Origin of the sequence: Rhodococcus sp. 15-2388-1-1a (genome assembly GCF_002259145.1) — a bacterium.
In the GTDB taxonomy this organism is placed as follows: Bacteria; Actinomycetota; Actinomycetes; order Mycobacteriales; family Mycobacteriaceae; genus Rhodococcoides.
Genome location: NZ_NPFP01000018.1, coordinates 60,787 through 86,675, shown reverse-complemented (window position 1 = coordinate 86,675; position 25,889 = coordinate 60,787). Strand labels below are relative to the sequence as shown.

The window sequence follows — 25,889 nt, the reverse complement described above, 5'->3', positions numbered from 1 at the left end:
CGGCATGCGGATCGAGGTCGACGATCTGTCGCGTCCGCACGTGCATGCGCTGCTCACCGAGCATCTCGCGGACATGCACGCCACCTCGCCTGCCGAGAGTGTGCACGCCCTCGATCTGTCGGGCCTGCGCGGATCGGACGTCACCGTGTGGACTGCCTGGGAGGCGGACGCACTGCTGGGAATCGTTGCCTTGAAGGAGCTTTCACCCGATCATGGTGAGCTGAAGTCGATGCGGACCACGGGGGCGGCGCGGGGCCGCGGTGTGGCGTCGAGTCTGCTCGTTCATGTTCTCGACGACGCGCGTCGACGCGGGTACGGGCGGGTGAGCCTCGAAACGGGAACTCAGGACTACTTCGCCGCCGCCCGCAGGTTGTATGTGCGACACGGATTCGCCGAGTGCCCGCCGTTCGCGGACTACGTGGTCGATCCATCGAGTGCGTTCTTTTCTTGTCCCTGTAGATCTTCCGATGAAAAGGGCCGGCACCGAGTGTTCGGTGCCGGCCCTTCTCGTCAGGCTGCGTGCTGTGTGTGCGGGTAGAGATCGTCGTCGAGAGGCTCGGCTCGACACTGATCGAGCACATCTGCCGTCGAGCATTCCCTCATGCTCGTCTCGACGCCCACCACCGTGCGCCACCAGCGCTCACGGTCGGTCGATTCCGTCCACATCACCGCCTCGGATTGCATAGTGCATCACCCCCACTGCCGTGTCGTGGTCGGTTCGATTCAGGCCGTCTCGTGTTCGATGGACTTCTGCTCGGCGTGTGTGATGTCGATCTTGCGCGGTTTCGCGCGTTCGGCCAGGGGAATGGTGATGGACAGAACGCCGTTGTCGTACGCCGCGGAGATGCGCTCGGTATCGACGCCGTCACCGAGAGAGACCTGGCGACGGAACGTGCCGGCGAATCGCTCCGAGGTAATCCACTGCACACCAGTGCTTTCCGGGGTGGATCGATGAGCGGTGAGCGTCAACGTACCGCGGTCGACGTCGACATCGATGGATCCGGGGTCGATGCCGGGTAGATCGGCACTGAGCACGTAGTGGTCGTCGACTTTGTAGAGGTCCATCGGCATGAATCGCGGGGCGCGGTCCGAACCGGAAGAGGCACCCAGCATTGCCGACGTGAGGGAATCGACATCACGGAACGGATCGAAACGAAGCACAGCAACCACCTCCTGTACCCAGATGCGCTCACCCCTGTGGTGAGTCGCTCCTCAACTGTGCAGAACAGAAATTAGCACTCCGACCCCGAGAGTGCCAAGAGGTTTCTCGAAGGTTCTCAGAATTTTTTCAGGTCCAATAGTGCTGCGGCGCAGTAGGGGTCGTGATCGCAGCAGCTTGTTCACATACTTAGCTCTTGCGCTTAGTATTGCCTGCGAGATAGTGTGCCTTATGGCTCAGTATTCGACTGTTCTCGACGATGTGTTTCAGGCACTGGCCGACCCGACCCGGCGGGCTGTGTTGAGCCGGTTGGGATCCGGACCGGCCACCGTGGGCGAGCTTGCCGAACCGTTCGACATGACTCTGCCGTCGTTCATGAAACACATTCATCTGCTCGAGCGCAGTGGCTGGATCCGTACGCGCAAGGTCGGCCGGGTACGTGCGTGCACGATCGAGCGATCCAACCTGGATGCTGCGGGTCACTGGCTGCAGGAACAACGGGCCGTCTGGGAATCCCGGACGGATCGCCTCGAAGACTTCGTCACCCACACCTCGAATGAAAGTGAACCGCAATGACATCGATCGATCCGGCTCTGGATCTGACCATCTCCCGAGTCATCAAGGCTCCACGCGCAGCAGTCTGGAGTGCGTGGACCGACCCGTCGAAGTTCGAGAAATGGTGGATTCCCGCGCCTGCGCTGTGTCGCGTCGACGGTTGGGATCCGAAGCCCGGTGGCGCATTCCGGACCTCGATGAGCGAATCCGGCGGTCCCTACGAGCCCCATATCGACGGCTGCTTCCTGGCCGTCGACGACGGTGAGCGCATCGTGTTCACCAACTCGCTCGTCGAAGGGTGGCGGCCGGCGCCGCAGCTGTTCATGACCGCTGTGATCACCCTCTCCGACCACCCCGACGGAACCGAGTACCACGCCCACGTGATGCACCGCAACGAAGAAGACCGAAAGATGCACGAGGAGTACGGTTTCCACGACGGCTGGGGCACCGTCATTGCACAACTCGCCGAGTTTGTCGAAGGCTAGATCAGGCCCGGCCCTGCGAACGCAACTCGTAGCGTCGCTCGGCGTAGTCGAGATCGTCCTTCCACAAACGTGCAGCGGTGAAGTTCATCGCCGGCCGCAGGAGACCGGATGCCTTGCGCGCCATCTGGAATCCCGGACGATCCGAACTCGCGATCGTGGCCTCGATGACGGCGGTGCGGGGCGTGCCGTCGGCTGCGGGGGCCAGAGGCGTCGCATGCGTTTCGACGACGCTTCCCGCTCCTTCGCCGTCGAGGATGCGCATGACGATGGTGCGGGGACCGGGGCAGACGAACTCGGCCCGCACCGGAACTCCGATGCCGCGACTGACGCGGAAGGTCACGTCGACCAGAAAACGATCATCTTCCTCGGGTACATCGATCTCGGTCGGCGCGCTGACCACCTTCAGCCGAGCGAACGAGTACGGGTGGAACCACGCGCCGTGCCACGGGTCGAGTCGATTGGCGATGATGTCGTCGGGCTCGCACTTGCCGACGAGAGTGACCACACCGGCGATGGCGGTCGAGGCAGGCGGTCGAATCGGGACCACCGGGACGGGCGTCGGCTCCTCACCGCCGAGCTCGTCGAGCCGAACCCACACCAGAACCCCGTCGTCGAATGCGGGAACCGGACGCCAACCGGGCTTGCCCTTCGGCCCGAGCGCGAGACCGTGCCAGCGGCAGACCAACGTGTCGCACTCGATCTTCGCGGTGTCCAACGCTGCACCGAGATGCGGGCACGCACCAGGACCGATGTGGACCTTGCCTGCAGAGTCACGCCAAGCCACCAATTCGGTGGTGCCCACATAACGGCCGAACGGCTTGTCGGCCTTGACGTCGCGACTGGCAGCGAACACGAACCAGTTGCCGGAGGTCCGTGTCTTCGCACGCTTCAAAGCAGACTCGATGACCTGCGGATTCGCACCCTTCCAGGTGGGCTCCTGCTTGGCCCACGACTCCGACGGCAGCGGCTGCAACGGCATCGTCTTCGGCCAACGTCGTCGTACTGCATCCAGCGCGGTCATTGCTGCTCCCAAAGTCGACAATCGATTCCCGTATTCCGTCACCATTGTTCCCGTTGGTGGGTACTCAATGTGACATTCGGTGGCCTTTTCGGGGGTCAATGTCACATCGAGTGGACTTGGGGAGCGGGTGAGCGGCGGCGGGGGAGTCGGTTCGGGAGTGGATCGACCAACTGTTGTCAGTGTCCACAATTTCGCTCGAGAAGCGCGATGCCGTCGGCGGAGGGAAATTGTGGACGCTCAGGTCACCAGGTTCGCGGTATCGACCACCTGGCGGCGCCATTTGCCGAATGATCGCGGCGAGGAGACCGCGAGTACAGCGACGGGGTGATCATCGCGTCGGTAGATCGCGACGAAGGGTCCGGTGGCGGGGTCGCCCTCGACTATGTCGGCGACGCAGTCGGGTCCGTGATGTCCGGCGAATTGGATTCGTGCGGCGTATTGGTCCGACCACACGTACGGCAGTCCGGTGAATCTCTTGGACCCACCGGTGAGGAGCGCTTCGACGGCGACGGCAGGTCGGGTGGCGGCGGAGGTCCAGTGTTCGTCGCGCCGAATCACCCCGGTGGCATCTCGCACCGCAGCGCAGTCACCGACGGCGACGACGGCCGGGTTCGCGGTGATACCGCGCTGATCGGTCACCACTCCGCCGTGGATTTCCAAGCCGGATCCGTCGAGCCAGTCGACGTTCGGCATCGAGCCGACGCCGAGGACGACCACGTCGGACTCGATCATGGAACCGTCCGCCAATTCCACCGCACGCACCCGGCCCGCCTCGACGACGAATCCGGCCACCGATACTCCGGTCAGTAGTGTCGCACCGGCGTTCCGATGCCACCCGGCGATCAGTGAGCCCAGCTCACTACCGAACACGCGGGCAAGCGGAGTCTTCGAGGCCTCGACAACTGTCACCGACGCGCCCAGTCCGACTGCAGTGGAGGCTACTTCGCTGCCGATGAACCCGGCTCCGACCACCGTGACCCGTACTCCCGAGGACAGCGAAGACCGCAGCGCACGGGCATCGTCAAGGCTGCGGAGCACATGAATTCCGTCGATCCCGACGGTGCCGGGGAGGCGGCAGGCCGCGGCACCCGTTGCGATCACCACCGCATCGGCACCGATATCCCCGGATGCGGTCGAGACCGTGGTTCCCGACAGGCCGGTCGCCGCGTAACCCAGACGCCATTCGACGTCGAGGCCGTCGATGTCGAGGGGCAGTGCGGATTCGTCGCCGAGCAGAAAGCTCTTGGACAGCGGCGGCCGGTCGTACGGCAGGTGCACTTCGTCGCCGATCATCGTGATTCGGCCGTCGAAGCCCTGATCGCGCAGTGCCCGCGCCGCGGCCACTCCTGCGAGCGAGGCCCCGACCACGGTCACCGATTTCACGGGGTGACCGCGATGCGGATGACCCCGTCCTCGACGTGTACGGCGTGCGTTCGCACCGGAACCTTGGCGGGCGCGCCGAGTGCAGCACCGGTGCGTAGGTCGAAACATGCTGTGTGGAGCGGGCATTCGACGGCGCAGCCTTCCACCCAGCCTTCGGACAGTGAGGCGTCCTGATGGGTGCAGGTGTCGTCGATGGCGAAGAACTCACCCTCGACGTTGAAGATCGCGATCGGCGGTGCTCCGGCCGGGGTGACGCGTAAGGCCTCGCCGTCGGGGAGATCCTCGGCGCGACCGACGTCGAGCAGGACGCGGGTGGAGAACGTTGCGGTCATGGTCGGGCCTCCGGGGACCTGAGGGTGTGCAGTGCTCGTGTTGTACCCAGCGTGAGATCACCCCGTTGCGGCGGTGGAACGCTCGAGTTTCGATCGTGTGAATCTGTTGCGCTATACGAAGTGCAGTTCGTATTGTGCAACTAAATCAACTCGACGTACACCCCCTAGGAGCGTGTCATGTCCTCGAGCATCCCGAGGGTTGTGATCGTCGGTGCCGGAATCGTCGGCTGCAGCCTCGCCGACGAACTCACCGCACGTGGCTGGACGGACGTGACAGTCCTGGACAAGGGCCCACTCCCGCTCACCGGAGGCTCCACCTCGCATGCGCCGGGCCTGGTTTTCGCCACCAATTCCTCCCGATCCATGTCGCGCTTCGCGGCCTACACGGCCTCCAAGTTCAAGAGCCTCGACTGCTTTCTCGACGTCGGTGGCCTCGAGGTGGCGACGACGCCCGAGCGCGTCGACGAACTGCATCGACGCCACGGCTTCGCCACGTCCTGGGGACTGCAGTCGGAGGTGGTGGACGCCGAACGGTGCCTCGAGCTCTACCCCCTGCTCGAGCGCGGCCGCATACTCGCCGGCCTGTACACCCCCGACGACGGGCTGGCCAAGGCCGTGAAGGCCAGCGCGACGCAGGCCGAGCAAGCCACCGCCCGCGGTGCGCGCTTCATCGGCGGCATGAACGTCACGTCGATCGACCAGAGCAGCGGCCGAGTGACGGCCGTGCGGGCGGGCGAGCACACGTTCGAGGCCGACATCGTCGTCTGCTGCGCCGGATTCTGGGGGCCGGAGCTGGGTGACCTCCTCGGCATGCGGGTACCCCTGCAGCCGCTGGCGCATCAGTACGCGCATACGACCGAGTTGGACCTGCCGTCGCGTCGAGCGCGTACCGAAGCGATTCTGCCCATTCTGCGTCATCAGGATGAGCGGCTCTACTACCGCGAACACGGCGACCACCTGGGAATCGGCTCGTATCATCACCGTCCCATGCCCGTCGATTCCCGCGACCTGGGTTCCAGTGAGAACGTGACCGCACAGAACATGCCGTCGTCGATGCCGTTCACCGAGGCCGATTTCGCCGACGCCTGGCAACGCAGCACCGAGCTCCTTCCCTCTCTCGGAGAAGCGAAGATTCAGCACGCGTTCAACGGCATCTTCTCCTTCACCCCGGACGGCGCGCCGATCGTCGGTCAATCACGAGAAGTGCAGGGGCTGTGGGTTTCCGAGGCGATCTGGGTGACGCACTCTGCCGGTGTAGCGAAATCGCTTGCCGAGCAGATGATCACCGGGCACAGTGAGATCGACATGCACGAGTGCGACCTCTACCGATTCGAGAAGACCGACCTGGTGCCGTCGAATGTGGCGCGCACCAGTGCGCAGAACTTCGTCGAGGTGTACGACATCATCCATCCACTGCAGCCGAAAGTGGAACCGCGACCGCTCCGCGTCAGCCCGTTCTACGGTCGTCAGCAGGAGCTCGGCGCGATGTTCCTCGACGGTGCCGGGTGGGAGCGACCGCACTGGTACGAAGCCAACAGTGTTCTGCTCGAACAACTTCCGGAACAGTGGCAGGCACCCAAACGGGAGCCCTGGTCGGCGAAATTCTGGTCACCGATCAGCGCCGTCGAGGCCTGGCGCACTCGCGAAGCCGTGGCGATGTACGACATGACCCCGCTCCGACGCCTCGAGGTCGGCGGGCCCGGCGCGCTGGCACTGCTACAGAGGTTGACGACCAACCAGCTCGACAAGAAGGTCGGCAGCGTCACCTACGCACTGATGCTCGACGAGACCGGCGGTGTTCGCAGCGACGTGACCGTCGCGCGGGTGGCCGAGGATCGATTCCAGGTGGGAGTGAACGGTCCGCTCGACGAAGACTGGATGCTGCGCCATGCCGGCAGTGATGTGTACGTTCGCGACATCACCGGTGCTACCGCCTGTATCGGTCTGTGGGGACCGTTGGCGCGGGAGGTGCTGGCTCCGCTCACCTCGGCAGACATCTCGCATACCGGTCTCAAGTACTTCAACGGCAGGACCATTCACGTCGGCGGGGTCGACGTCCTGGCGCTGCGACTGTCGTACGTGGGCGAGCTCGGCTGGGAGCTGTACACCGATGCCGATACCGCACTGCGCTTGTGGGACACGCTGTGGGAGGCCGGGCAGGCGCACGGCGTCGTGGCCGCAGGACGGAGTGCGTTCAACAGCCTCCGGCTCGAGAAGGGCTACCGGTCGTGGGGCACCGACATGACGACCGAACACGATCCGTATCAGGCGGGGCTCGGGTTTGCGGTGCGAAAGGCCAAGGGCGACTTCGTCGGAGCCTCGGCGCTGCAGGAAGAACGCGGCGGCCCGGTGTTGACCTGCCTGACGTTGGACGACCCGTCGCACGTGGTGATGGGCAAGGAACCGGTCTTGATCGACGGCACCGTGGCCGGCTACGTCACCAGTGCCGCCTACGGCTACACGATCGGCAAGACGGTGGCCTACGCGTGGCTACCGGCAGGGCTGCAACCCGGCGAACACGTTGCAGTGCAGTACTTCCGTGACCTACTACCTGCGACGGTCATGGCCGAACCGCTGGTGGATCCCGACATGAACAAGATCAGGTGTTGATATGACCTATGACGTGATCGTCCTCGGCATCGGCGGAATGGGCAGTGCCGCCGCCTGTCACCTCGCCCGACGCGGACAGCGGGTGCTGGGTATCGACCAGTTCGGACCCGCGCATGCGCTGGGATCGAGTCACGGTGGCTCCCGCATCTACCGGCAGTCGTACTTCGAGGACCCGGCCTACGTACCGTTGCTCCTGCGCGCGTACGAACTGTGGCACGACCTCGCCTCGGACAGTGGACGGGACGTGTTCACCGAAACCGGTGGCCTCTACGTGGGACGGCCGGACGGGCTCACGTTCGGTGGAAGTCTGTTGGCATCGGAGAAGTGGGGCCTGAAGCACGACGTACTCGACCCTGCCGAAGCGCAGCGGCGCTTCCCGACGGTACGGCTGCAGCCCGACGAGTTCGCACTCTTCGAGGAGAAGGCGGGCATTGCGCGACCCGAGACGACGGTCGCCGCGCATCTCGATCTCGCCGAGGCTGCGGGTGCCGAACTGCGCTACCACGAAAAGGTGCTCGGTTGGGAATCCACCGACTCCTCGGTGACCGTGACCACGGTGGCCGGCACGTACACCGCTGGTGCACTGGTTTTTTCACCGGGAGCGTGGGCACCGAAGCTGCTCGCCGAGATCGGCGTACCGATGGTGGTCGAACGGCAGGTGATGCACTGGATCACCCCGGAGTCGGGTGAAGCGGCCTTCGACAGCTCGCACCACCCCGTCTACATCTGCGGGGATGGGCCGGATCAGATCTACGGCTTTCCGGCCATCGACGGGGAGGGCGGCGGCGTGAAGATCTCGTTCTTCCGCGCCGGAACGCCGTGCGATCCCGACACCATCGATCGCACAGTGCATCCCGAGGAGATCGCTCGGCTGCAGCAGCGCATCGTCACCACGTTTCCGGCGCTGTCCGGACCGCATCAGGATGCGAAGACGTGCATGTACACCACGACACCCGACGAGCACTTCGTTGTCGCCAAGCACCCGGACCACGCGAATGTAACAGTGGCGTGCGGCTTCTCGGGGCACGGCTTCAAATTCGTCCCCGTCATCGGCGAAGTCCTCGCGGACCTCGCGATCGACGGCGAGACGAAGCATCCGATCGCGCTGTTCGATCCCGCCCGATCGATTGCCGACCAGGTGGTGTCGGCATGACGATGCTGGAGCCGGAGTTGGATCCCGAGCCGACCTTGCTTCCCACGTTGGGAGGTGACACCTACGTCGATCCGGCATATTTCGTCCGCGAGCAGGAGCAGATCTTCGAGCAGATGTGGTTCTGTGCCATCAGATCGGACGACATCGGAGAACCCGGAAAATTCCGCACGATTCAGGTCGGTCGAGAGTCGATCCTGATCAGCCGCAATCGGAAGGGCGGTGTGACCGCGTTCTTCAACATCTGTCGACACCGCGGCGCGACACTGTGCACCGAGGCGTCGGGAACGGTGCGGCGAAACTTTCAATGCCCTTATCACGCATGGACGTACGATCTCGACGGCAAGCTGATCGCAGCTCCGAACCTGATCGATATGCCGATGATCGATCGGGTGGAGTACGGGCTCCGTAAGGTGCACGTCCGCGAATGGCTCGGGTACGTCTGGGTGTGCGTGGCCGAGGAGGCTCCGTCCTTCGAGGAGACGGTGCAGGGCGACGTTCGCGAACGGCTCGGGGGTGTGGGTGCCATCGATTCGTACGACATGGAATCACTCGCCCTCGGGCGTCGCATCGTCTACGACGTCAAGGCCAACTGGAAGCTCATCGTCGAGAACTTCATGGAGTGCTATCACTGTGCGACGATTCACCCCGAGCTCACCGAGGTGCTTCCGGAGTTCGCCGACGGCATGGCCGCGCAGACGTACGTGGGCCACGGGGCCGAATTCGGCAGCGACATAGCCGGATTCACCGTCGACGGCTCCCACGGCTTCGACGCCCTGGACGGGGTGGGCGAGGATCGCGATCGCCGCTACTACGCGATCACGATCAGGCCGACGGTGTTCGTCAACCTGGTTCCCGATCACGTCATCATCCATCGGATGTTCCCGATGTCCGCGGATCGGACGGTCGTCGAATGCGATTGGCTCTATGCCCCTGCGGTGGTGGCAGATCCGCACAGTGCGGCGACGATGGACAAGTCGGTGGAGCTGTTCCATCGCGTCAACGAGCAGGATTTCGAGGCGTGCGAGCGGTGTCAGCCGGCGATGTCGTCACGGATGTATCGCGACGGCGGCGTGCTGGTGCCCGCCGAGCATCACATCAGGGCATTCCAGGACTGGGTCGGATCACGCGTGACCGGACCAGCCCAATAGCGTCGAAACGCGCTGCGCAGCATCGAGAACGGATACCCCCGCCGACGTCAGGCGGTCCTCGTCCAGTCGATAGGCGGGACCCGAGACGGTGATCGCACCCACCGCGGAACCGTCGTAGCTCAGGATCGTTGCCGCCGTCGCGTTGAGTCCGATCTCCAACTCCTCGCGCGCGTAGGCGATTCCGGTGGCACGGACCGTCTCGATCTCGTCGAGCAGATCGGCCTTGGTGGTGATGGTGTTCGCGGTGAACAGTTCGAGATGACCGTCGACGCCGGCCTTCAGGAGCGAGTCGTCGTACGCCATCAGGGCTTTCCCGCTCGACGTCGCATGCAGAGCCGACCTCTCACCGAGCCAGTTGTGACTGATGATCGACGAGCCGCCGCGGACCTGATCGATATTGACGGTCACGTTGCCGTCGGGCACAGCGATGTTGACGGTCTCGCCGATGGTGTCGGCGAGTTCCTGCAGGATCGGTCGGGCGATGCGGGTGATGTCCAGTTGAGTGGATACGGACGTCGCGAGGCGGATCAGGCCGATGCCGAGGCGATACTTGCCGCGCTCACCGGGTTGCTCGACGAGTCTGCGAAATTCCAGTGCGCTGAGCAGGCGAAAAGCCGTGGACTTGTGCACCTCGAGGTGCGCCGCAACGTCCTGTACGCCGGATTCACCGTGGTCGGCAAGGTATTCGAGCACCTCGATCGCGCGGTCGACGGACTGGACAGGGGACTCGGACACCAACCCAGTCTTGCAGACTCAGCTGACGCCGACCCATCGAAGTCCCGCAGTAGTGGCAGCTGCGGCGAGAACGATGACGACGAACGGCGCTCGTCGCCAGGCCAGTACAGCGGCAACAGCGACTCCTGCGGGCAACGCGAATCCAGCGAAGTCCTTGCCCACGAGGAGGCTCGATGTGGCTACCAGTGCCACGAAGATGACGGCGACGGCAGTGGTCATCACCTTGTCGATGCGAGGTGAGATGGTGACTCGGGTTCGGAGTGCCGGGCCGGCGATGCGGAGCGCGTAGGTGCCGATGACCAGTGCGAGTAGGGGAATCGTGAGGTTCATGCGGATTCCTTCTGTGTGACAGGAGCATTGGAGAGCATGACCGGTACGACGGCGATCAGTGCCAGGAGCACGGGAAGTCCGCTGGGCAGGAACATCGATGCGACGAGCGCAATGCAGGCTCCGACGAGGGCTGCGTTGCGGGTGGCCCGGTCTCGGAGTGCAGGCATGATCAGTCCCAGCAGGATCGCCGGGAATGCGGCATCGAGACCGAGTGCGGCGGTATCGGTGATCGCGCCGCCGCCGAGCGTGCCGATCACGACGCCGATGTTCCACGTGACGAACAGTCCGATCCCGCACAGCCAGAATGCTGTTCGACGGTTGCCCTCGTCCTTTTCGGCAACGCTGAAGGCCACTGCCTCGTCGGTGATGAGGTGAGTTCCGAGTAGCCGCTTCAACGGCGAGACGTTGCGAAACACCTCACCGATGGAGAAGCCGAGCGGAACCAGTCGGATGTTGGCGAGCAACGCGCTGGCGACGGCGGCAACGGGATTTCCGCCGGCCGCCAGAATGCCGACGAAGATGAACTGCGAGGACCCGGCGAAGACCACAAGTGACATCACCACCGGTAGCCACAACGGCAGGTCAGCGGCCACGGAGATCGCACCGAACGAAGCCCCGACCAGGGCGTCGGCCAGGCAGACCAACGCGATGTCGCGGATGTTGACCCCGCCGAAACTCGTAACCCTGAGGGTTCGCCATGTCGAACGCATGGTCGTTATAGTGGACGATGTTAAGCTGTTCGTCAAATCAAACGTATGTACCGATGGAGTGAACGAATGGCGGATACCGGTCCACCGATCGCGGCGATCGCTGCTGCTCTCCAGCAGGAACGACGCCGCGTCGGCCTGTCTCTGGCGGAAGTCGCGCGCCGAGCCGGCATTGCCAAATCGACTCTCTCGCAACTGGAATCGGGAACCGGAAATCCGAGTCTCGAGACCCTCTGGGCGCTCAGCGTCACGCTCGACGTGCCGTTCTCCAGACTGGTCGAACCCGCGAAGCAGTCGGTCCGCCTGATCCGTGCGGGGGAGGGGCCGAGATTCGCGTCGGACAGGGCGGACTACACGGCGACGCTGCTGGCGTCGTCTCCACCGAACGCTCGACGGGACATCTATCTGATCAGCGCGGACGTCGGTGAGCCGAGGCGATCGGACCCGCACTCGCCCGGAGTCGTCGAACATGTGGTGCTCAGCGCCGGGCGGGCCATGGTGGGGCCGATGGGTGAGGCCGTCGAACTGGCCGCGGGTGACTACGTTGCCTACCCCGGCGATGTGCCGCACATCTTCGAGGCACTCGAGCCGAACACCATGGCCGTGATGATCACCGAACACAGCTGACGTGCGGGGAATAGTCAGCGAAGGCACCTCGTTGGACTCTTTCGACGGCGTTCGCTTGGCAAGCCCCGGGCCTCACCCCATTTGTCGCTTCGAGCGACCACTCGCCGAGAGGCGTTTGCAGCGGACGTCGTCCCTACTTTTTCGCACCTCAGCGTTCACGAACGCATCCGATCGGCGACTTCCCGCATGTCGCGGTCGATAGTGAACGCTCAGGTGCGCGACAACCAGCCGTATTCGCGTGCAGAGGGCGCGGATCTTGCGTCGCGCACGTTAGGGAGCGCCAGTCAGTTTTCTGGAGTGAGCGCGGTGATGTTCGCGGATGTCTGGGTGTCGGTTGCCTCGGCCTCGTCGAAGTAGCGACGAAACAGCATCCGCATCGATTCGATGACGTCGATGTGCTGTTGCAGAATCACATCGAGAGAGCGATCGGTGCCGGTGGCCTTCCTGAGGAATCTATCGCGCAGGTCTTGGGCGGACTTCAAGTCGCCCCAGTCTTTGGCCTCTGCCAACGCGAGCGCGTCGATCTGCATCTTCTCGAGGTGCGCGAGGTAAGCGACACATGCCGCGTCGCACTTGGCAGCGACGTCGGCGGGAATGGCCACGGTGCCTTCGTCGGCTTGGGCATTGAGGTCCCGCCAGTACGTGAGCAGGTCCGATTGGGAATCGGCCACGAGTTCGACGCCTTTCGTTTCGGGGTGGTCTAGGTGGGAAGTTCGGAATCGAGAGCGGCGACGACCGTGTTCAACTCGGTGCATGGGTCGTACGGCGGGTTGCCGACCTGTGCGCCCGTGATGATTGTCGCTCTGATCAATTCAGCGCCTGCGACGAAGGCGACACCGCAGTTCAGATCCGCATCGGCCGCAAGTTGCTGGTACTGCGTGGCGTCGCGTGTGCCCACCCGGACAGGTTGAAGTCGATTGAAGTAGCTCGGATCGTCGACAAAGTCCAACGTCTCGAAACCGACAAAAACCCGCACGTAATACTTGCTACTCGGCGGCTGGCTCTCCCATCCGCAGATCTTGAATCCGTTCTGATCCCGCCCGAACACCCCCGATTCCTTGGTGTCGACGTTCAATCCCGCTCGCTCGATGGCGTCGTCGGGGATGGTGCATGGGTCCCAGGGCGTCGGCGCGGATGTCGTTGTACTTGCCGTCGCGCTCGATGTCTCGCCTGCAAGTGCGTCACCATCGGTGGTGCTCGAGCAGCCCGCGGCCAGCAGAATTACCGCCATCGCCGGCATCCATCGTCGTGCCCTGCGCATTGCCTCACCCATTTCTCGCGAACGTCTACGTCCTTGGACGCGGCGGAGCCCGTGTTGGTTCCACTTCCTGCGCTTCGAACCTGGGCGTTCAGACTCGCAGTCGATCGGCGGGTAGTTGCGCGCGGTGGACGATAGTGAACCATCAGGTGCGGCCACGATTCTCCGATGTCGCGGGTCGAATCGCCTCATACACAGCGGACAATCCAACGCGCTGACAGATCTGCCTCCCTTTGGCATGGTGGAGGGATGCAGCGGCGCGTGGGCGAGAGTTGGTCCGCGGGACCGGTCTCAGGGGTAACCCCTGGGTACATCACGAGAATCGAGCACTGCGTCCGAAGCAGCTCCGCACGCTACGCGTGCCCGCCTGCTCCGAGGACGAAAGATTTCGGTCGCCCCGCGCCGTTGCATGTCACAGCGCTGCACGTGATCGGTAAACATCCGTGAGCGAAAGGGAATTGTCGCCCAGGGCCGCTGCGACACTGGCTCGGCTGGCGGCAGATGCCGAGTGGACGCGATCAGGCCTCGAGGTCGCGTTCGCGCGTCTCACGCCTGAAAAGGCGTCGTGGTTGGCCGATCGCATCATCAATCTGTATCCAAGCCCGCCGTTCGACGAGGCATCGATTTTCGTTCTGTTGCGCGACCTTCCGTTCATCTCGGAGCCCTCCGCGTCCTCGCAGCGACCGGAGGCGCGTACCGGCCGCAAACCCTGGCGATTCGAGGTACCGCGGTACGAGACCACCGGGCAGCTGGCTCGATCTCTCGACCTGACGATCTCCGAAATCGAATGGTTCGCCGACCTGCAGGGCCGGCTGCGTACTGCGCCGTTTCCGTTGCAGCACTATCGATCTGCGCGACTCGACAAGCGGCAGGGCATCCGACTGCTGGAGGTCCCGAAACCACGCCTGCGTGAGATTCAGCGAAAGATACTGCGCCGCATACTCGATCGAATTCCTGCCCATCCGGCTGCGCACGGCTTTCGCAAGGCCCGTAGTCCCAGGACGTTCGCGATGCCGCATTCCGAACGCGACGTGGTGGTCTCGGTGGATCTCCGACGCTTCTTCCCGTCCATCGGCTTCGATCGAGTGGTCGCGATCTTCGAGGCGGTCGGCTATCCCAGGAAGGTCGCGGCGAATCTCGCCGCGCTCTGCACGACGGTCACCCCTGCCGGCGAATTGACCGGTGTGGACCGTCCCACCGCGGCGCGGCTTCGCGCCACCCACCTGCCGCAGGGCGCGCCCACGTCTCCTGCGTTGGCCAATCTCACTGCGCGACAACTCGATATCCGAGCCAGCGGACTGGCCCGATCTGTCGGAGCCCGCTACAGCCGATACGCCGACGATCTGGCGTTTTCCGGTGGTGCAGACATCGACGTCGACAGTCTGCTGTGGCTGGTTTCCCAGATCGCCCACGACGAGGGCTTCACGATTCATCCCGACAAGACTCGGGTCAGGCGCGCTCATCAGCGACAACAGCTGACCGGGCTTGTCGTCAACTCGTGGCCGGCAGTGCCCCGAGAGGAGTACGACACTCTCCGGGCACTGCTGCACAACTGCACAACCGCAGGCGTTGCCGAACAGAACCGGAACGACCACAACGACTTTCGGGCCCACGTCTACGGACGCATCGCCCGCATCGGCGAGACGAACGAAACGCGTCGAGCAAAGCTACTGAACATGGCCTCCCAGGTGAACTGGGACTGAGCCCCTCAGGCAGCTCGCACCCGCAGCAACACACCCGTCTGCGGGAACAGCACCGGTAGTGCCACGCCCGCCTGCGCCAACATCGAACCCGACAGCTCGACCACTCCACCGTCGGCGATCCATGGCGGTAGTTCGATGCCGTTGCCCATGTCGCTGAGCTCACGCACGAACTCGACGCGATACCGAAGGGCCGGATCGAGGCCGGGGAGTCGGACCCGATCGGTGCGATCCTCGGGCGAGGTGTCCATCCGCACCACCGCATACGCGGCCTCCGACAGATCCCCTGCGACGACGCCGTGCACCCAGACGCTCGGGTCGGGATGGTCGGCGCGTACCACGTCGCCGGTGTGCAGTAGCCCGCGCAGTTCCTTGTACAGCGTAGTCCACGACCTCAGGTATTCGTGGTCCTCGGACGAGAGCTCGGTGACGTCCATCTCCAACCCTGCGTGGCCGAACAGTGACGTCAGGCAACGGAACTGGAGAGTGGACCATCGACCCGACGTATGCGCGATCTGCGGCCCGACGTGCGAGCCGATCAGCTCCGGCGGCAGCAGCTGCGTCGTCCACCGTTGCAAGCGTTGACGTTCGAGTGGATCGTTGGTGTCCGACGCCCACACCCGGTCGGTGTGTTCGAGGACCTCGAGGTCGATGCGCGCACCACCGGAAGCACAGGACTCGAACTCGACGTTCGGATGTCGGGACCGAAGCTCGTCCAACAACCGGTAGAACGCCGAGGTCTGGGCATGCACCGCAGCGCGGCCGTCGGAATCGACTGCCAGCATCAGGTCCCGGTTGTGATCCCACTTCACGTAGTCCGGTCGCTCGGTCGCCAAGACCGCATCGATCGACGAGAGCAGGTACTCGAACACCTCCGGGCGGGTCAGATCCAGCACGTGCTGGTGACGCCACTCCAGCGGAATACGACCCGGTGCCGCGAGCAGCCAATCCGGATGGGCCCGAGCGATATCGGAATCCAGGTTGACCATCTCGGGCTCGAACCACAGCCCTGGACTCATACCGAGTTCGCGGACGTGATCGAACAGCGGTGCCAGCCCGTCGGGCCATACGCCCTCGTCCACCTGCCAGTCGCCGAGACCGGCTCGATCGTCGCGTCGGTGCCGGAACCAGCCGTCATCGAGAACAAATCGTTCGACGCCCACGTGCGCGGCGACGTCCGCGATCCCGCGAAGCCGTGCGAGATCGTGGTCGAAGTAGACGCCTTCCCACACGTTCAACACCACCGGCCGCGGCGAGGTGGGATGTAAGCGTCGAGACCGCATCCATCGGTGCAGCGACTGCGCAGAACCGTCGAGTCCTGCAGCGGAATACACGAAATGTACCCACGGAGTCGTGTAGGTATCGCCGTCCTGCAGTACCACCTCGCCGGGCGCGAGCAGCTCACCTCCACCCAGCACGCCCGAGGCCTGACCGGCCCGCTCTGGCAGGCGCTCGGCGAGATGCAGGTGATCACCGCTCCAGGCGACATGCGCTCCCCACACTTCACCGCCGCGAAAGCCGAAGCCCTCACTGCCGGCGGTGAGAACCAGGGTGGCGTCGTGCCCGGTTCTTCCGCGTCGTGAGGCGCGTACGGTCGAGCCGTGATCGAACCGTCGCCGCTGCGGGGTGCGCTCGCGGCAATGCCGTCCCGTCAGGTCGAGTAGTTCGGTTGCAGTGTCCGGCAACGGCATCAGTGTTGCGACGCCGTCGACGGTCAAGGGTCCGCCGGAGATGTTCCGGACACTCTGCCGAACTCGCAGTGATCCGCCGACCTCGAGTGACAACTCGATGGACCACGCAATTCCCAATACGGAGTCGGACGCCTGCACCGCACAATCGAATTCACCGGAGCGAACGGTGACGTCGGCCCACCGCGGATACTGCACGGTGCCGGAGCGGTGCAATGCCAGAGCCGGTGTTCCCTGCCAGGCGTCGTCGCCGCCGGGTGCAAGGGTGAGCCACCGCGGAACGTCCACGCTCGAATGCGGAACCGCAGGGATCGCGGCCCTGCGCAGCTCGGTGAGGTCGTTCTCGGACAGCTCGCCCAGATCGGAACCCCAGTGCAACACGGCGGGAACGGCGGTGGACGACGGTCCGAGGATCACCATGACACCGTCACGGCGAAGGACGGAAAAACTCACTTGTTGGCACCCATCGTCAGACCGGACACGAAGTGGCGTTGCAGCGCAACGAATACGAGCACGGTGGGTAGTGCCACCAGCACCGAGCCCGCGGCGAGCAGGTTGGTATCGGTGAAGAAGCTACCCTGCAGATTCTGCAACGCCGTTGTCACCGGAAGCTTGTCGCCGCTGACCATCAGGGCCAGAGCCCAGAAGAAGTCGTTGTAGATCCACGTCACCATCAGTGTCGCGAGAGCCGCGAGCGCGGGACGGCACAGCGGCATCACCACCTGCCAGTACTGGCGGAACAGGCTCGCTCCGTCGACGGTGGCGGCCTCGAGCAGTTCGTGCGGAACGGTCTTCATGTAGTTGCTCAGCACGAACACGCAGAATCCCGTCTGGAATGCGACGTGCACGATGATGAGACCCCAGTAGCTGTCGTACAGCGAACCGGAGGAACTCATCCAGTATGGAACGGGAATTGCGTTGTACAGACGGAAGAGTGGCGTGAGCAGTGTCTGCTGGGGCAGCAGGTTTCCTGCGATGAACACCGCGAGCATGAAGATGTTGAACTTCCAGCTGAATCTGGCCAGGATGAACGCCGCCATCGAGCCGAAGAACAGGATGAGCAGTACCGACGGCACGGTGATGATCAGTGAGTTGAAGAAGTAGTGCGGGATCCCACCGATCTGCCACGAGTCGATGTAGTTGCTGAACGTGTAGCCGCCGACGGACAGGTATCCGTTGAGCAACACGTAGTCGTAGTCGCGGAATGAGTTGTACACCGCCCACACGAGCGGGAACATCCAGACGAGCGCCATGACGGTCAACAGCACGTAGATCGCGATCTGGGCGGTGCCTGCACGCCGGCGGTTGGCGACGGCGGCGCGGTTGCGGGTCAGCGGATCGCGTTCGGGAGGCGCTGTGCGGGTGAGTGAAGTGGTCATCAGTCTTTGCTCCGAAGAACGATGGCGAGGTACAGGGCGATGAAGACGAGAGAGATGAGAAGCATGACGGTCGCGAGGGCCGAGCCGAAGCCGATGCGGCCTGCTTCACCGACGACGTTGGCCGTGACCAACGCCGATATCAGTTCCAATCCGTTTCTGCCCCTGTTGATCACCCAGACCAGGTCGAAGGCGCGCAGTGCCTCGATGACGGTGATGACGACGATGAGCAGATTGGTGTTCTTCATCAGCGGGAAGATGACGCTGAAGAACGTGCGGATCGGCCCCGCGCCGTCCATCACCGCAGCTTCGCGGACGGACGGATCGATGGCCTTGAGTCCGGCCAAGTACAACAGCATGATGTAGCCGGTGTGCCGCCACCCGGCTGCGACCATCACGGCCCAGATGTTGATGTCCGGGTCGCCGAGCCAATCGACGTCGGTACCGAGCAGGCTGTTGAGGACACCACCCTCGGTGGAGTAGATGAGCTGCCAGATGAACCCGATGAGAGCCATCGACAGCACCACGGGAATGTAGAAGATGCTTTGGTAGAGCCGAGATCCCTTGAGGTTCTTGTCCAGAAGGATCGCCAGCAGGATGCCGATGACGGTGGGGACGAGGAACAGGAACACCAGCCAGAGCACGTTGTTGTGCAGGGCCTGTTGGAACGGTGGGTACGCCTCGACGGCATCGACGTAGTTCTGGGTGCCGATCCACTCGATGCTCGACGTGCCGCCGATGCCGTCCCAGCGGGCGAACGACAGGATCACCGTAAAGATCGTCGGAATCCAGACGAGACCGATGACGATCAGCGCGGGGACCCCGAGCATGAGCGCGATGGTCCACTTCTCGCGAACACTGCGCCGAACCTTCGGCGATTTGACCCGTTCGGTGGTGGTCATGGCTGTACCTGATCTCGAGGTCGGCGGGATGGGAGAGGGACGTCGTTGCGGCTCATGTCGTTCCGAACACCGCCGACTTCTGGCGTTCGATACTGCGGACCAGACCGTCGACATCGTTCGGGTTGCCGATGAACTGCTGCAGAGCCGGGATCATGACGATCGACGCGAAATCGGGACGGGTGTCGCGGTCGAAGAACTGGGTGATCTCCTCCGCGTTCTGCACGAGGTCTGCCGACTTACGCACGAGCGCAGGGAAACTCGACAGGTCGGCATCACGGTGCGCCGGAATGGCCTGCGGATCCTGCTTCGCGTAGGCGACGGCAGGGTCGGGTCCGGTCATGTAGGTGAGGAAGTCCTCGGCTCCGGGCCGGTTGCGCGGGTCGGTGCGCATCATGAACCCGTCCATGGGAGCTTCGACCGTGGATGTTCCGACGGCGGAGTCGAGTTCGGGGAAGGTGAAGAAGTCCAGGTCGTCGCGTTCGGCACCGGCGGGGAAGCTCTGCGCGACGAACATGCCTGCAACGAGTGAGCCGACGCTCTTGTTCAGCAGTGCCATCTGCGCATCGGCGATCTTGCGGCCCAGTGGCTGTGGCTGGTGGAACGGCAGTAGTTCGCGCCAGGTATCGAACACCGAGCGCACGCGATTGTCGGTCCAGCTCACGTCGCCGGCGAGCAGGGTTCGGTGGAACTCGACGCCGTTGAGGCGCAGATTCAGATAGTCGAACGTTCCGAACGGTGGCCACCCGTCTCGGGCACCGAAGCCGATCGGGGTGAGGCCGTCGGCCTGCATCTGTTTGCTCAACGCCACCCACTGGTCGTACGTGGCCGGGGGCTCGTACCCACGCTCGGCCCACAGGCTCGGTCGGTAGAACACCGCCCACGGGTAGTAGAAGAACGGGATCAGGTACTGCTTGCCGTCCATGCCGGTCGAGTTCTCGCGGAAGCTCTCGTTGAAGCCGCCGCCGTGGTTCGCCCAGATCGGCGAGAGGTCCTCCACCAGACCCTTCTCGGCGAAGTACTTCACCCGGTACCCACCCATCCAGGTGATGACGTCGTCGGGCGTGCCCTGGAGGTAGTTGTTGACGTTTTCCTGGAAGGACGTGGAGTCGACGGTGTTGACGGCGAGCTGTCGCCCGGTCTGCTGTCGGTACATCGCGACGAAGTCCTCGACACCCAGCTTGGAGTTGGGGTCGGACAAGCGTGACCCGAGCGTGGTGACGTTCGGGTCGACGCTGTTCGAGCACGCCGACAGCGCGCCACCGGCGGTGATCGCACCCGCGGCGACGAGCGCGGACCGCAGGAAATCGCGTCGGGACGGCTGCCACGTGCGCGGCCACTCGTGTGGGTTCATGGAAGTCCTTCGACGAGAAGTATCGATAACGATCAGAAATGAACATCCCCGCTGTTCGTTTTGCGGTGTTCACCTGACCATTCGGGGTGATGCAGGTTACAGAAACACGACGCTACGGCGTCTGTCAAGCTCTTCGTGGCCCGTTCACCTGCATCAGTAAGAAAATGTTCATTCATGTTGACATCTGAGAAAGCCTCGTTCATATTGTGAGCATGGACACAGCGCGACGCAGCACCTGGCCGACCCAGGGAATCTCCTTCGGCGGCGACTACAACCCCGAGCAGTGGCCCGAGGACGTCTGGCGACGCGACGTCGAGCTGATGCACGAGGCCGGCGTCGACTTCGTGACCGTCGGTGTCTTCTCCTGGGCTCGCCTGCAGCCGACCGCGTCGACGTGGGACTTCGAGTGGCTCGACCGCGTCATGGATCTGATGCACGAGGGCGACATTCGCGTCGACCTGGCCACGGCGACCGCGTCGCCCCCGCCGTGGTTGGCCACTGCGTACCCGCAGATGCGCCCGGTGGACGAGCGCGGTTACCGCTACGCCATCGGCAGCCGCCAGACGTGGAGCCCCAGTTCTGCTGTGTACCGCGAACACTCGCTCGTGCTGGTCGAGAAGATGGCGCACCGCTACGGCGAGCATCCCGCGCTGGCCATGTGGCACGTGTCCAACGAACTCGGCTGCCACAACGCACTGTGTTACTCCGACGACAGTGCGCATGCATTCCGAGAGTGGCTCAGCGGCAGGTACATCGACCTCGAGACCCTCAACACCGCGTGGGGCACCGACTTCTGGAGCCAGCGCTACAGCGACTGGGACGAGATCGTTCCGCCCTCGGTGAGCACCACGTTCGGCAACCCCACTCATCAACTCGACTGGCGCCGCTTCTGCTCGGACGCCCTCCTCGAGCATTATCGCGCCGAGAAGGCAGTGCTGAACCGGATCACCCCGGACGTGCCGGTCACCACGAACTTCATGGTGGGCATGGGCCAGGGCCCCGCGCTCGCCGGCAACATGGACTACGCGGCCTGGGCCCCGGAACAGGACATCGTCTCCACCGACCATTATCTCGTCGGCCCCGAGACCGGCGACGCCGCAGCACATCACAAGCTCTCGTTCTCGGCCGACCTCACCCGTGGCGTTGCCGGCCGTCGACCATGGTTGTTGATGGAGCATTCCACCAGCGCCGTCAATTGGCAGCACATCAACCGCGCCAAGGTCCCCGGCGAGATGATGCGAAACTCACTGGCGCACATGGCTCGCGGAGCGGACGGCATTGCCTACTTCCAGTTCCGCGCCTCCAAGGCAGGGGCGGAGAAGTTCCATTCCGCTCTGGTTCCGCACGCAGGCGAGGACTCCGCGCGCTGGCGTGAGGTCGTCGAGCTCGGTGCGGCGCTGCGTCGCATGGCACCGGTGGCAGGCAGCACCGTCGATGCTCGGGTTGCCGTGCTCTTCGACTGGGCCTCGCAGTGGGCGTGCGAGCAGGAGGGCCATCCGTCGATGGCCATGCAGCCCATGGAGATTGCCCGCCGCGCCCATCACGGGTTCACCTCCGCGGGCGTGACCTGCGATGTCGTTCCGTCGTCGACGGACCTGAGCGACTACGACGTGATCGTGGTGCCGGCTCTGTACCTGTGCAGCGACGAGACCGCCGCGCGGATAGCCGACGCGGCCGACGGCGGCGCGCAGGTACTCGTCACCGCATTCTCCGGAATCGCCGACGAGGACGACCACGTGCGACTCGGCGGCTACCCGGGCGCATTCCGTGACCTGCTCGGCGTGCGCGTCGAAGAGTTCTTCCCACTCGCCGACGGGGAAGCCCTCACCCTGGACGACGAGACCGTCGGCGAGATCTGGAGCGAATATCTCACCGCGTCGGAGGACGTCGACGTGCTGGCGCGGCACACCCAGGGGCATCTGCGCGGCGTCCCCGCGCTGACCAAGCGCACCGTCGGCACGGGTGCCGCCTGGTACGCGGCGACCGTTCCCGACGCGGCAGGCTGGGCCACGCTGGCCGACAAGCTCTGCGCTGCAGCCGAAATCGATACCCGACGCGACCTCGGATCGGACGTGGAGATCGTCCGACGGTCGGCAGGGGAGCAGTCCTGGCTCTTTGTGCTCAACCACGGAACCGACAAGGTCAGCGTGCCTGCCTCGGGTACGGACCTGGTCGGCGGCGCACAGATCGACGGCGAACTCATCGTGGCCGCAGGCGGCAGTGCTGTGATCGCCGAGAACCGCTGATGCTCGCCCACCAGCGTCAGCAGAAGATCCTGGACCAGGTGACGGCCGAGGGCGCGGTCAAGGTCGCAGATCTGGGAGCCGCACTGTCGGTGTCGGACATGACCATTCGACGCGACGTCAACGAGCTGGTCGCTCGCGGTCTGGTCGAGCGGGTGCACGGCGGCGTGACGCTGCCGCGATCGGCAAGCGTGTTCGAGCCGGGGTTCTCGGCCAAGTCCGAACTCGATCGAGATGCCAAGGCCGCCATCGCCCGTGCCGCTGCACGATTCGTGCGGCCCGGGACCTCCATCGGCATCTCCGGTGGCACCACGACGCACGCACTCGCGCAGGAACTGCTCGACGTTCCTGACATCACCGTCGTCACCAACTCCCTGCCCGTCGCCGAGGTCTTCCACACCGGTGGCCGGTCGGATCAGACCGTGCTGCTCACCGGCGGACAGCGCACGCCGTCCTACGCGCTCGTCGGACCGCTCACGGTCAGTGCACTGCAGAGTATCCACCTGGACATGCTGTTCCTCGGCACACACGGTGTGGACATCGAATCCGGGCTCACCTGCCCCAATCTCATGGAAGCACAGACCAATCAGGCACTGGTCGCATCGTCCCGACGCGTCATCGTGCTGGCCGACCACACCAAGTGGGGTGTTCGCGCCCTCGCCAACACCATCCCGCTCTCTCGCGTCGACGTGTTCGTCACCGATGCCGGACTCGATCCCGGCGTCCACGAAGCGTTGTCCGAGACGGTCGACGACGTGGTGATCGCCGGAGAGCAATCCCCCGACACGAACGAGGAACGAGTACTCGATGACCGCGCATGACGCCACGACGCACTCGATGCGCAAGACGTCGACCACTCTGGCCGACGGCCGCGAGCTGATCTACTACGACGACACCGAGCCCTACGTCTCGGGTGAGGCCACCCGCGATCTCGTCGACACGCGAGCCCTCTCTCCGTCGATGTCGCAGTCGCAGATGCGATTCGACGTTCTCACCGGCGAATGGATCGTCATCGCTTCCCAGCGGATGGACCGCACGTTCCTGCCGCCTGCCGACGCGTCGCCGTTGGCACCGAGTCGTCCCGACAGGCCGGCGACCGAGATTCCGGCGGCCGATTACGACGTGGTGGTGTTCGAGAACCGTTTTCCGTCTCTGTCCGAAACCGCGGCGCAGCAGTCACTTCCGAGCGAGGTGGACGGCGAGGCACTGTGGCCGCTTGCACCCGGCACCGGTCGGTGCGAGGTGATCTGTTTCGCCAGTGACCCCGATGCGTCCTTCGTGTCGCTCGAGCTCTCCCGCGTCCGCACCATCATCGATGTCTGGGCCGATCGCACCACGGCCCTGTCCGCCATCCCCGGCGTTCAGCAGGTCTTCTGCTTCGAGAACCGCGGCAAGGAAATCGGCGTCACCCTGACTCACCCGCACGGTCAGATCTACGCCTACCCCTACCTTCCGCCGCGTACCGATGCGCTGATACGACAGTCTCGCAAACACTTCGAGCGAACGGGCCGAGTGTTGCTGGCCGACGTCCTCGCCGCCGAGCTTCGTTCGGGTCGACGGATCGTCGTCGACGCCGAGCACTGGGTGGCGTACGTGCCTGCAGCATCGCGCTGGCCGGTCGAGGTGCATCTCGCGCCGCGTCGCGACGTGTCGGACCTCGCCGAGTTGAGCGGTGCCGAGCGGGACGAGCTGGCGGTGGTCTATCGGGATCTGTTGCGCGGAGTCGACGCGTTCTTCGAGGGGGTCGACGAGGTGCCGTACATCGCGGCCTGGCACCAGGCACCCGTCGGAGCGGATCGCGAACTGGGACGCCTGCATCTGCAACTGTTTTCGATGATGCGCTCACCGGGGCGGATGAAGTTCCTCGCCGGTTCGGAATCTGCGATGGGAGCCTGGATCAACGACACCACTCCCGAGCGGATCGCAGACCGGCTGCGCGAGGTACTGGCGTGAACTGGCTCGACGTGATCGCCGAGGAGGATCTCGCCGACGGTGCAGCGGCGCTGTTCCGCAGTGCATTCGACGGTGATCCCGAGGGCGTCTGGATCGCTCCGGGTCGCGTCAACCTCATCGGTGAGCACATCGATTACGCAGGTGGATTGGTGCTGCCGTTCGCGTTGCCGTATGCCACCGCGGTGGCCGTGCGCCGTCGCGAGGACGCGACGATGCGGGCCGTATCGACGCACACCGACGAGTCGTGGACCGGTGAGCTCGACGAGATCGGTCCGGGTACCCCGTCGGGTTGGGCGGCCTACGTGGCCGGGGTGTCCTGGGCACTTCGGGAGCACGGAGTCGGCGGAGTCGATGTGGCCGTGCATTCTTCGGTGCCGGTGGGTTCGGGGCTGTCGAGCTCGGCCGCCCTCGAGTGCTCGTTCGCCCTCGCTCTCGACGACCTCTTCGATCTTCGGCTCGACCGAAAGGTGCTGATCGACGCCAGTATCCGCGCCGAGAACGAGATCGCCGGCGCGTCGACGGGCGGCATGGATCAGAACATCGCGATGTCGGCAGAACCGGGACACGCGCTGCTGCTGGACTGTCTCGACGGTTCGACGCGTCAGATTCCCCTCGATCTGGCCGGGTCCGGCTCGCGGCTGCTGGTGATCGACACCAACGCGCCGCACCGCCTGGTAGACGGTCAGTACGGTGCCCGGCGCGCGGCCCTGGATACGGCGTACGCAGAACTGGGAGTGAAGACCTTGCGTGGACTCGACCCCGAGCAGGCCATGGCCGGGCTCGACGACGACACGCTGATCGCGCGAGTTCGTCACGTCACCAGCGAGATTCGACGAGTTGAGGCGGCTGCGGAGCTCCTGGATCGCGGAGCCGCCGGGGTCGAACTCGGTGAGCTGATGACCGCGTCGCACATGTCCTTGCGGGACGACTACGAGGTCAGCTCACCGGAACTCGACAGCGCTGTCGACGCTGCATTGCGGGCAGGCGCATACGGAGCGCGGATGACCGGCGGTGGATTCGGCGGCTCTGCCATCGCTCTGGTGCCGTCGGATCTCGTTCGGACCGTAGCGGACGAGATCGCCTTCAGCGCAGCGCGATCCGAGTTGCCGACACCCACTTTCCTGACCGCCGAGCCTGCCGGCTCCGCGCATCGATTCTTCTAACCCATACAAA

25 protein-coding genes are annotated in these 25,889 nt (G+C 64.4%); 12 read left to right on the top strand and 13 right to left on the bottom strand.

The window, feature by feature from the left end:
- Positions 1-4: 4 nt before the first annotated feature.
- Positions 5-538, top strand: a complete 534-nt coding sequence (locus tag CH302_RS12030; protein ID WP_082323867.1) for a GNAT family N-acetyltransferase — start codon at positions 5-7, stop codon at positions 536-538.
- A gap of 185 nt (positions 539-723) precedes the next feature.
- Here CH302_RS12030 and CH302_RS12025 read toward each other — a convergent pair whose 3' ends face one another.
- The gene (locus CH302_RS12025; protein WP_037195747.1) at positions 724-1,161 is read right to left on the bottom strand and encodes an Hsp20/alpha crystallin family protein; all 438 of its coding nucleotides are present in this window, start codon (positions 1,159-1,161) and stop codon (positions 724-726) included.
- A 229-nt stretch (positions 1,162-1,390) separates the two neighbouring features.
- On the opposite strand from CH302_RS12025, the gene CH302_RS12020 reads away from it, so the two are divergent.
- Entirely contained in the window at positions 1,391-1,735 is a 345-nt protein-coding gene (locus CH302_RS12020; RefSeq protein ID WP_037195431.1) for an ArsR/SmtB family transcription factor, read from the top strand.
- Positions 1,732-2,199: an SRPBCC family protein gene (locus tag CH302_RS12015; RefSeq protein WP_037195432.1), complete on the top strand. Its 468-nt coding sequence runs from the start codon at positions 1,732-1,734 to the stop codon at positions 2,197-2,199. Before CH302_RS12020 ends, CH302_RS12015 begins: the two co-directional genes overlap by 4 nt.
- 1 nt (position 2,200) lies before the next feature.
- Here the strand turns inward: CH302_RS12015 and CH302_RS12010 are convergent, their stop codons facing one another.
- The 3 genes from CH302_RS12010 to CH302_RS12000 form a co-directional block, all read right to left on the bottom strand.
- Positions 2,201-3,220, bottom strand: a complete 1,020-nt coding sequence (locus CH302_RS12010; RefSeq protein WP_037195433.1) for a DUF5914 domain-containing protein — start codon at positions 3,218-3,220, stop codon at positions 2,201-2,203.
- Between the two features lie 237 nt (positions 3,221-3,457).
- A complete protein-coding gene (locus CH302_RS12005) occupies positions 3,458-4,603 on the bottom strand; it encodes an NAD(P)/FAD-dependent oxidoreductase (RefSeq protein ID WP_037195434.1) in 1,146 nt (381 codons plus the stop codon).
- Positions 4,600-4,935 (bottom strand): bifunctional 3-phenylpropionate/cinnamic acid dioxygenase ferredoxin subunit, encoded by a 336-nt coding sequence (locus CH302_RS12000; RefSeq protein ID WP_197477884.1) that lies wholly within the window; start codon positions 4,933-4,935, stop codon positions 4,600-4,602. Before CH302_RS12000 ends, CH302_RS12005 begins: the two co-directional genes overlap by 4 nt.
- Positions 4,936-5,112: 177 nt before the next feature.
- Between CH302_RS12000 and CH302_RS11995 the strand changes: the two genes are divergently transcribed.
- Genes CH302_RS11995 through CH302_RS11985 form a run of 3 tightly spaced genes read left to right on the top strand, consistent with a single transcriptional unit; the run spans position 5,113 to position 9,846 of the window.
- Positions 5,113-7,545 (top strand): GcvT family protein, encoded by a 2,433-nt coding sequence (locus CH302_RS11995; protein ID WP_037195436.1) that lies wholly within the window; start codon positions 5,113-5,115, stop codon positions 7,543-7,545.
- Between the two features lies 1 nt (position 7,546).
- Positions 7,547-8,698 (top strand): N-methyl-L-tryptophan oxidase, encoded by a 1,152-nt coding sequence (solA, locus tag CH302_RS11990; protein WP_037195438.1) that lies wholly within the window; start codon positions 7,547-7,549, stop codon positions 8,696-8,698.
- On the top strand, positions 8,695-9,846 hold the full coding sequence (locus tag CH302_RS11985) for an aromatic ring-hydroxylating oxygenase subunit alpha (RefSeq protein ID WP_052048080.1): 1,152 nt from the start codon (positions 8,695-8,697) through the stop codon (positions 9,844-9,846). The genes solA and CH302_RS11985 overlap by 4 nt, the downstream gene beginning before the upstream one ends.
- On the opposite strand, the gene CH302_RS11980 is transcribed toward CH302_RS11985, so the two are convergent.
- The 3 genes from CH302_RS11980 to CH302_RS11970 are packed head-to-tail and all read right to left on the bottom strand — an operon-like array spanning position 9,820 to position 11,621.
- On the bottom strand, positions 9,820-10,581 hold the full coding sequence (locus CH302_RS11980; RefSeq protein ID WP_052048106.1) for an IclR family transcriptional regulator: 762 nt from the start codon (positions 10,579-10,581) through the stop codon (positions 9,820-9,822). The two genes, CH302_RS11985 and CH302_RS11980, sit on opposite strands and share 27 nt — an antisense overlap.
- An 18-nt stretch (positions 10,582-10,599) precedes the next feature.
- Complete coding sequence (locus CH302_RS11975) at positions 10,600-10,911, bottom strand: AzlD domain-containing protein (RefSeq protein WP_037195442.1); 312 nt, start codon at positions 10,909-10,911, stop codon at positions 10,600-10,602.
- Positions 10,908-11,621 (bottom strand): AzlC family ABC transporter permease, encoded by a 714-nt coding sequence (locus CH302_RS11970; protein WP_037195444.1) that lies wholly within the window; start codon positions 11,619-11,621, stop codon positions 10,908-10,910. Before CH302_RS11970 ends, CH302_RS11975 begins: the two co-directional genes overlap by 4 nt.
- A gap of 66 nt (positions 11,622-11,687) precedes the next feature.
- Here CH302_RS11970 and CH302_RS11965 point away from each other — a divergent pair, with 66 nt between their 5' ends.
- On the top strand, positions 11,688-12,245 hold the full coding sequence (locus tag CH302_RS11965) for a helix-turn-helix domain-containing protein (protein ID WP_037195446.1): 558 nt from the start codon (positions 11,688-11,690) through the stop codon (positions 12,243-12,245).
- A gap of 284 nt (positions 12,246-12,529) precedes the next feature.
- Here CH302_RS11965 and CH302_RS11960 read toward each other — a convergent pair whose 3' ends face one another.
- Positions 12,530-12,916, bottom strand: a complete 387-nt coding sequence (locus CH302_RS11960; RefSeq protein ID WP_037195449.1) for a hypothetical protein — start codon at positions 12,914-12,916, stop codon at positions 12,530-12,532.
- Between the two features lie 29 nt (positions 12,917-12,945).
- A complete protein-coding gene (locus CH302_RS11955) occupies positions 12,946-13,476 on the bottom strand; it encodes a DUF3558 family protein (RefSeq protein ID WP_230596506.1) in 531 nt (176 codons plus the stop codon).
- A 470-nt stretch (positions 13,477-13,946) separates the two neighbouring features.
- Between CH302_RS11955 and CH302_RS11950 the strand changes: the two genes are divergently transcribed.
- Complete coding sequence (locus CH302_RS11950; RefSeq protein ID WP_037195452.1) at positions 13,947-15,206, top strand: reverse transcriptase family protein; 1,260 nt, start codon at positions 13,947-13,949, stop codon at positions 15,204-15,206.
- A 5-nt stretch (positions 15,207-15,211) separates the two neighbouring features.
- Here CH302_RS11950 and CH302_RS11945 read toward each other — a convergent pair whose 3' ends face one another.
- From CH302_RS11945 to CH302_RS11930, 4 genes are read right to left on the bottom strand one after another with little or no spacing between them, the layout of a single operon-like run.
- Positions 15,212-17,344 carry an alpha-galactosidase gene (locus tag CH302_RS11945; RefSeq protein ID WP_230596509.1) on the bottom strand — a complete coding sequence of 711 codons (2,133 nt, stop codon included), beginning with the start codon at positions 17,342-17,344 and terminating at the stop codon, positions 15,212-15,214.
- Positions 17,341-18,270, bottom strand: a complete 930-nt coding sequence (locus tag CH302_RS11940) for a carbohydrate ABC transporter permease (RefSeq protein WP_082073862.1) — start codon at positions 18,268-18,270, stop codon at positions 17,341-17,343. Before CH302_RS11940 ends, CH302_RS11945 begins: the two co-directional genes overlap by 4 nt.
- The gene (locus CH302_RS11935) at positions 18,270-19,169 is read right to left on the bottom strand and encodes a carbohydrate ABC transporter permease (RefSeq protein ID WP_037195454.1); all 900 of its coding nucleotides are present in this window, start codon (positions 19,167-19,169) and stop codon (positions 18,270-18,272) included. The genes CH302_RS11940 and CH302_RS11935 overlap by 1 nt, the downstream gene beginning before the upstream one ends.
- A gap of 52 nt (positions 19,170-19,221) precedes the next feature.
- Positions 19,222-20,520, bottom strand: a complete 1,299-nt coding sequence (locus tag CH302_RS11930; RefSeq protein ID WP_037195456.1) for an ABC transporter substrate-binding protein — start codon at positions 20,518-20,520, stop codon at positions 19,222-19,224.
- 212 nt (positions 20,521-20,732) lie between these two features.
- Between CH302_RS11930 and CH302_RS11925 the strand changes: the two genes are divergently transcribed.
- From CH302_RS11925 to galK, 4 genes are read left to right on the top strand one after another with little or no spacing between them, the layout of a single operon-like run.
- Positions 20,733-22,766, top strand: a complete 2,034-nt coding sequence (locus CH302_RS11925; protein WP_037195458.1) for a beta-galactosidase — start codon at positions 20,733-20,735, stop codon at positions 22,764-22,766.
- Entirely contained in the window at positions 22,766-23,584 is an 819-nt protein-coding gene (locus CH302_RS11920) for a DeoR/GlpR family DNA-binding transcription regulator (RefSeq protein ID WP_037195460.1), read from the top strand. The genes CH302_RS11925 and CH302_RS11920 overlap by 1 nt, the downstream gene beginning before the upstream one ends.
- A gap of 16 nt (positions 23,585-23,600) precedes the next feature.
- The gene (galT, locus tag CH302_RS11915) at positions 23,601-24,716 is read left to right on the top strand and encodes a galactose-1-phosphate uridylyltransferase (protein WP_037195754.1); all 1,116 of its coding nucleotides are present in this window, start codon (positions 23,601-23,603) and stop codon (positions 24,714-24,716) included.
- Complete coding sequence (gene galK / locus CH302_RS11910) at positions 24,713-25,879, top strand: galactokinase (RefSeq protein WP_037195462.1); 1,167 nt, start codon at positions 24,713-24,715, stop codon at positions 25,877-25,879. The genes galT and galK overlap by 4 nt, the downstream gene beginning before the upstream one ends.
- The last annotated feature ends 10 nt before the right edge of the window (positions 25,880-25,889 follow it).

Excerpts from the sequence above, each read along its gene's own strand:
- CH302_RS12030 (WP_082323867.1), top strand. The coding sequence starts at position 5 with ATGCGGATCGAGGTCGACGATCTGTCGCGTCCGCACGTGCATGCGCTG.
- CH302_RS12020 (WP_037195431.1), top strand. The coding sequence starts at position 1,391 with ATGGCTCAGTATTCGACTGTTCTCGACGATGTGTTTCAGGCACTGGCC.
- CH302_RS12015 (WP_037195432.1), top strand. The coding sequence starts at position 1,732 with ATGACATCGATCGATCCGGCTCTGGATCTGACCATCTCCCGAGTCATC.
- CH302_RS12010 (WP_037195433.1), bottom strand. The coding sequence starts at position 3,220 with ATGACCGCGCTGGATGCAGTACGACGACGTTGGCCGAAGACGATGCCG.
- CH302_RS12000 (WP_197477884.1), bottom strand. The coding sequence starts at position 4,935 with ATGACCGCAACGTTCTCCACCCGCGTCCTGCTCGACGTCGGTCGCGCC.
- CH302_RS11995 (WP_037195436.1), top strand. The coding sequence starts at position 5,113 with ATGTCCTCGAGCATCCCGAGGGTTGTGATCGTCGGTGCCGGAATCGTC.
- solA (WP_037195438.1), top strand. The coding sequence starts at position 7,547 with ATGACCTATGACGTGATCGTCCTCGGCATCGGCGGAATGGGCAGTGCC.
- CH302_RS11985 (WP_052048080.1), top strand. The coding sequence starts at position 8,695 with ATGACGATGCTGGAGCCGGAGTTGGATCCCGAGCCGACCTTGCTTCCC.
- CH302_RS11975 (WP_037195442.1), bottom strand. The coding sequence starts at position 10,911 with ATGAACCTCACGATTCCCCTACTCGCACTGGTCATCGGCACCTACGCG.
- CH302_RS11970 (WP_037195444.1), bottom strand. The coding sequence starts at position 11,621 with ATGCGTTCGACATGGCGAACCCTCAGGGTTACGAGTTTCGGCGGGGTC.
- CH302_RS11965 (WP_037195446.1), top strand. The coding sequence starts at position 11,688 with ATGGCGGATACCGGTCCACCGATCGCGGCGATCGCTGCTGCTCTCCAG.
- CH302_RS11955 (WP_230596506.1), bottom strand. The coding sequence starts at position 13,476 with ATGGCGGTAATTCTGCTGGCCGCGGGCTGCTCGAGCACCACCGATGGT.
- CH302_RS11940 (WP_082073862.1), bottom strand. The coding sequence starts at position 18,270 with ATGACCACTTCACTCACCCGCACAGCGCCTCCCGAACGCGATCCGCTG.
- CH302_RS11935 (WP_037195454.1), bottom strand. The coding sequence starts at position 19,169 with ATGACCACCACCGAACGGGTCAAATCGCCGAAGGTTCGGCGCAGTGTT.
- CH302_RS11930 (WP_037195456.1), bottom strand. The coding sequence starts at position 20,520 with ATGAACCCACACGAGTGGCCGCGCACGTGGCAGCCGTCCCGACGCGAT.
- CH302_RS11925 (WP_037195458.1), top strand. The coding sequence starts at position 20,733 with ATGGACACAGCGCGACGCAGCACCTGGCCGACCCAGGGAATCTCCTTC.
- CH302_RS11920 (WP_037195460.1), top strand. The coding sequence starts at position 22,766 with ATGCTCGCCCACCAGCGTCAGCAGAAGATCCTGGACCAGGTGACGGCC.
- galT (WP_037195754.1), top strand. The coding sequence starts at position 23,601 with ATGCGCAAGACGTCGACCACTCTGGCCGACGGCCGCGAGCTGATCTAC.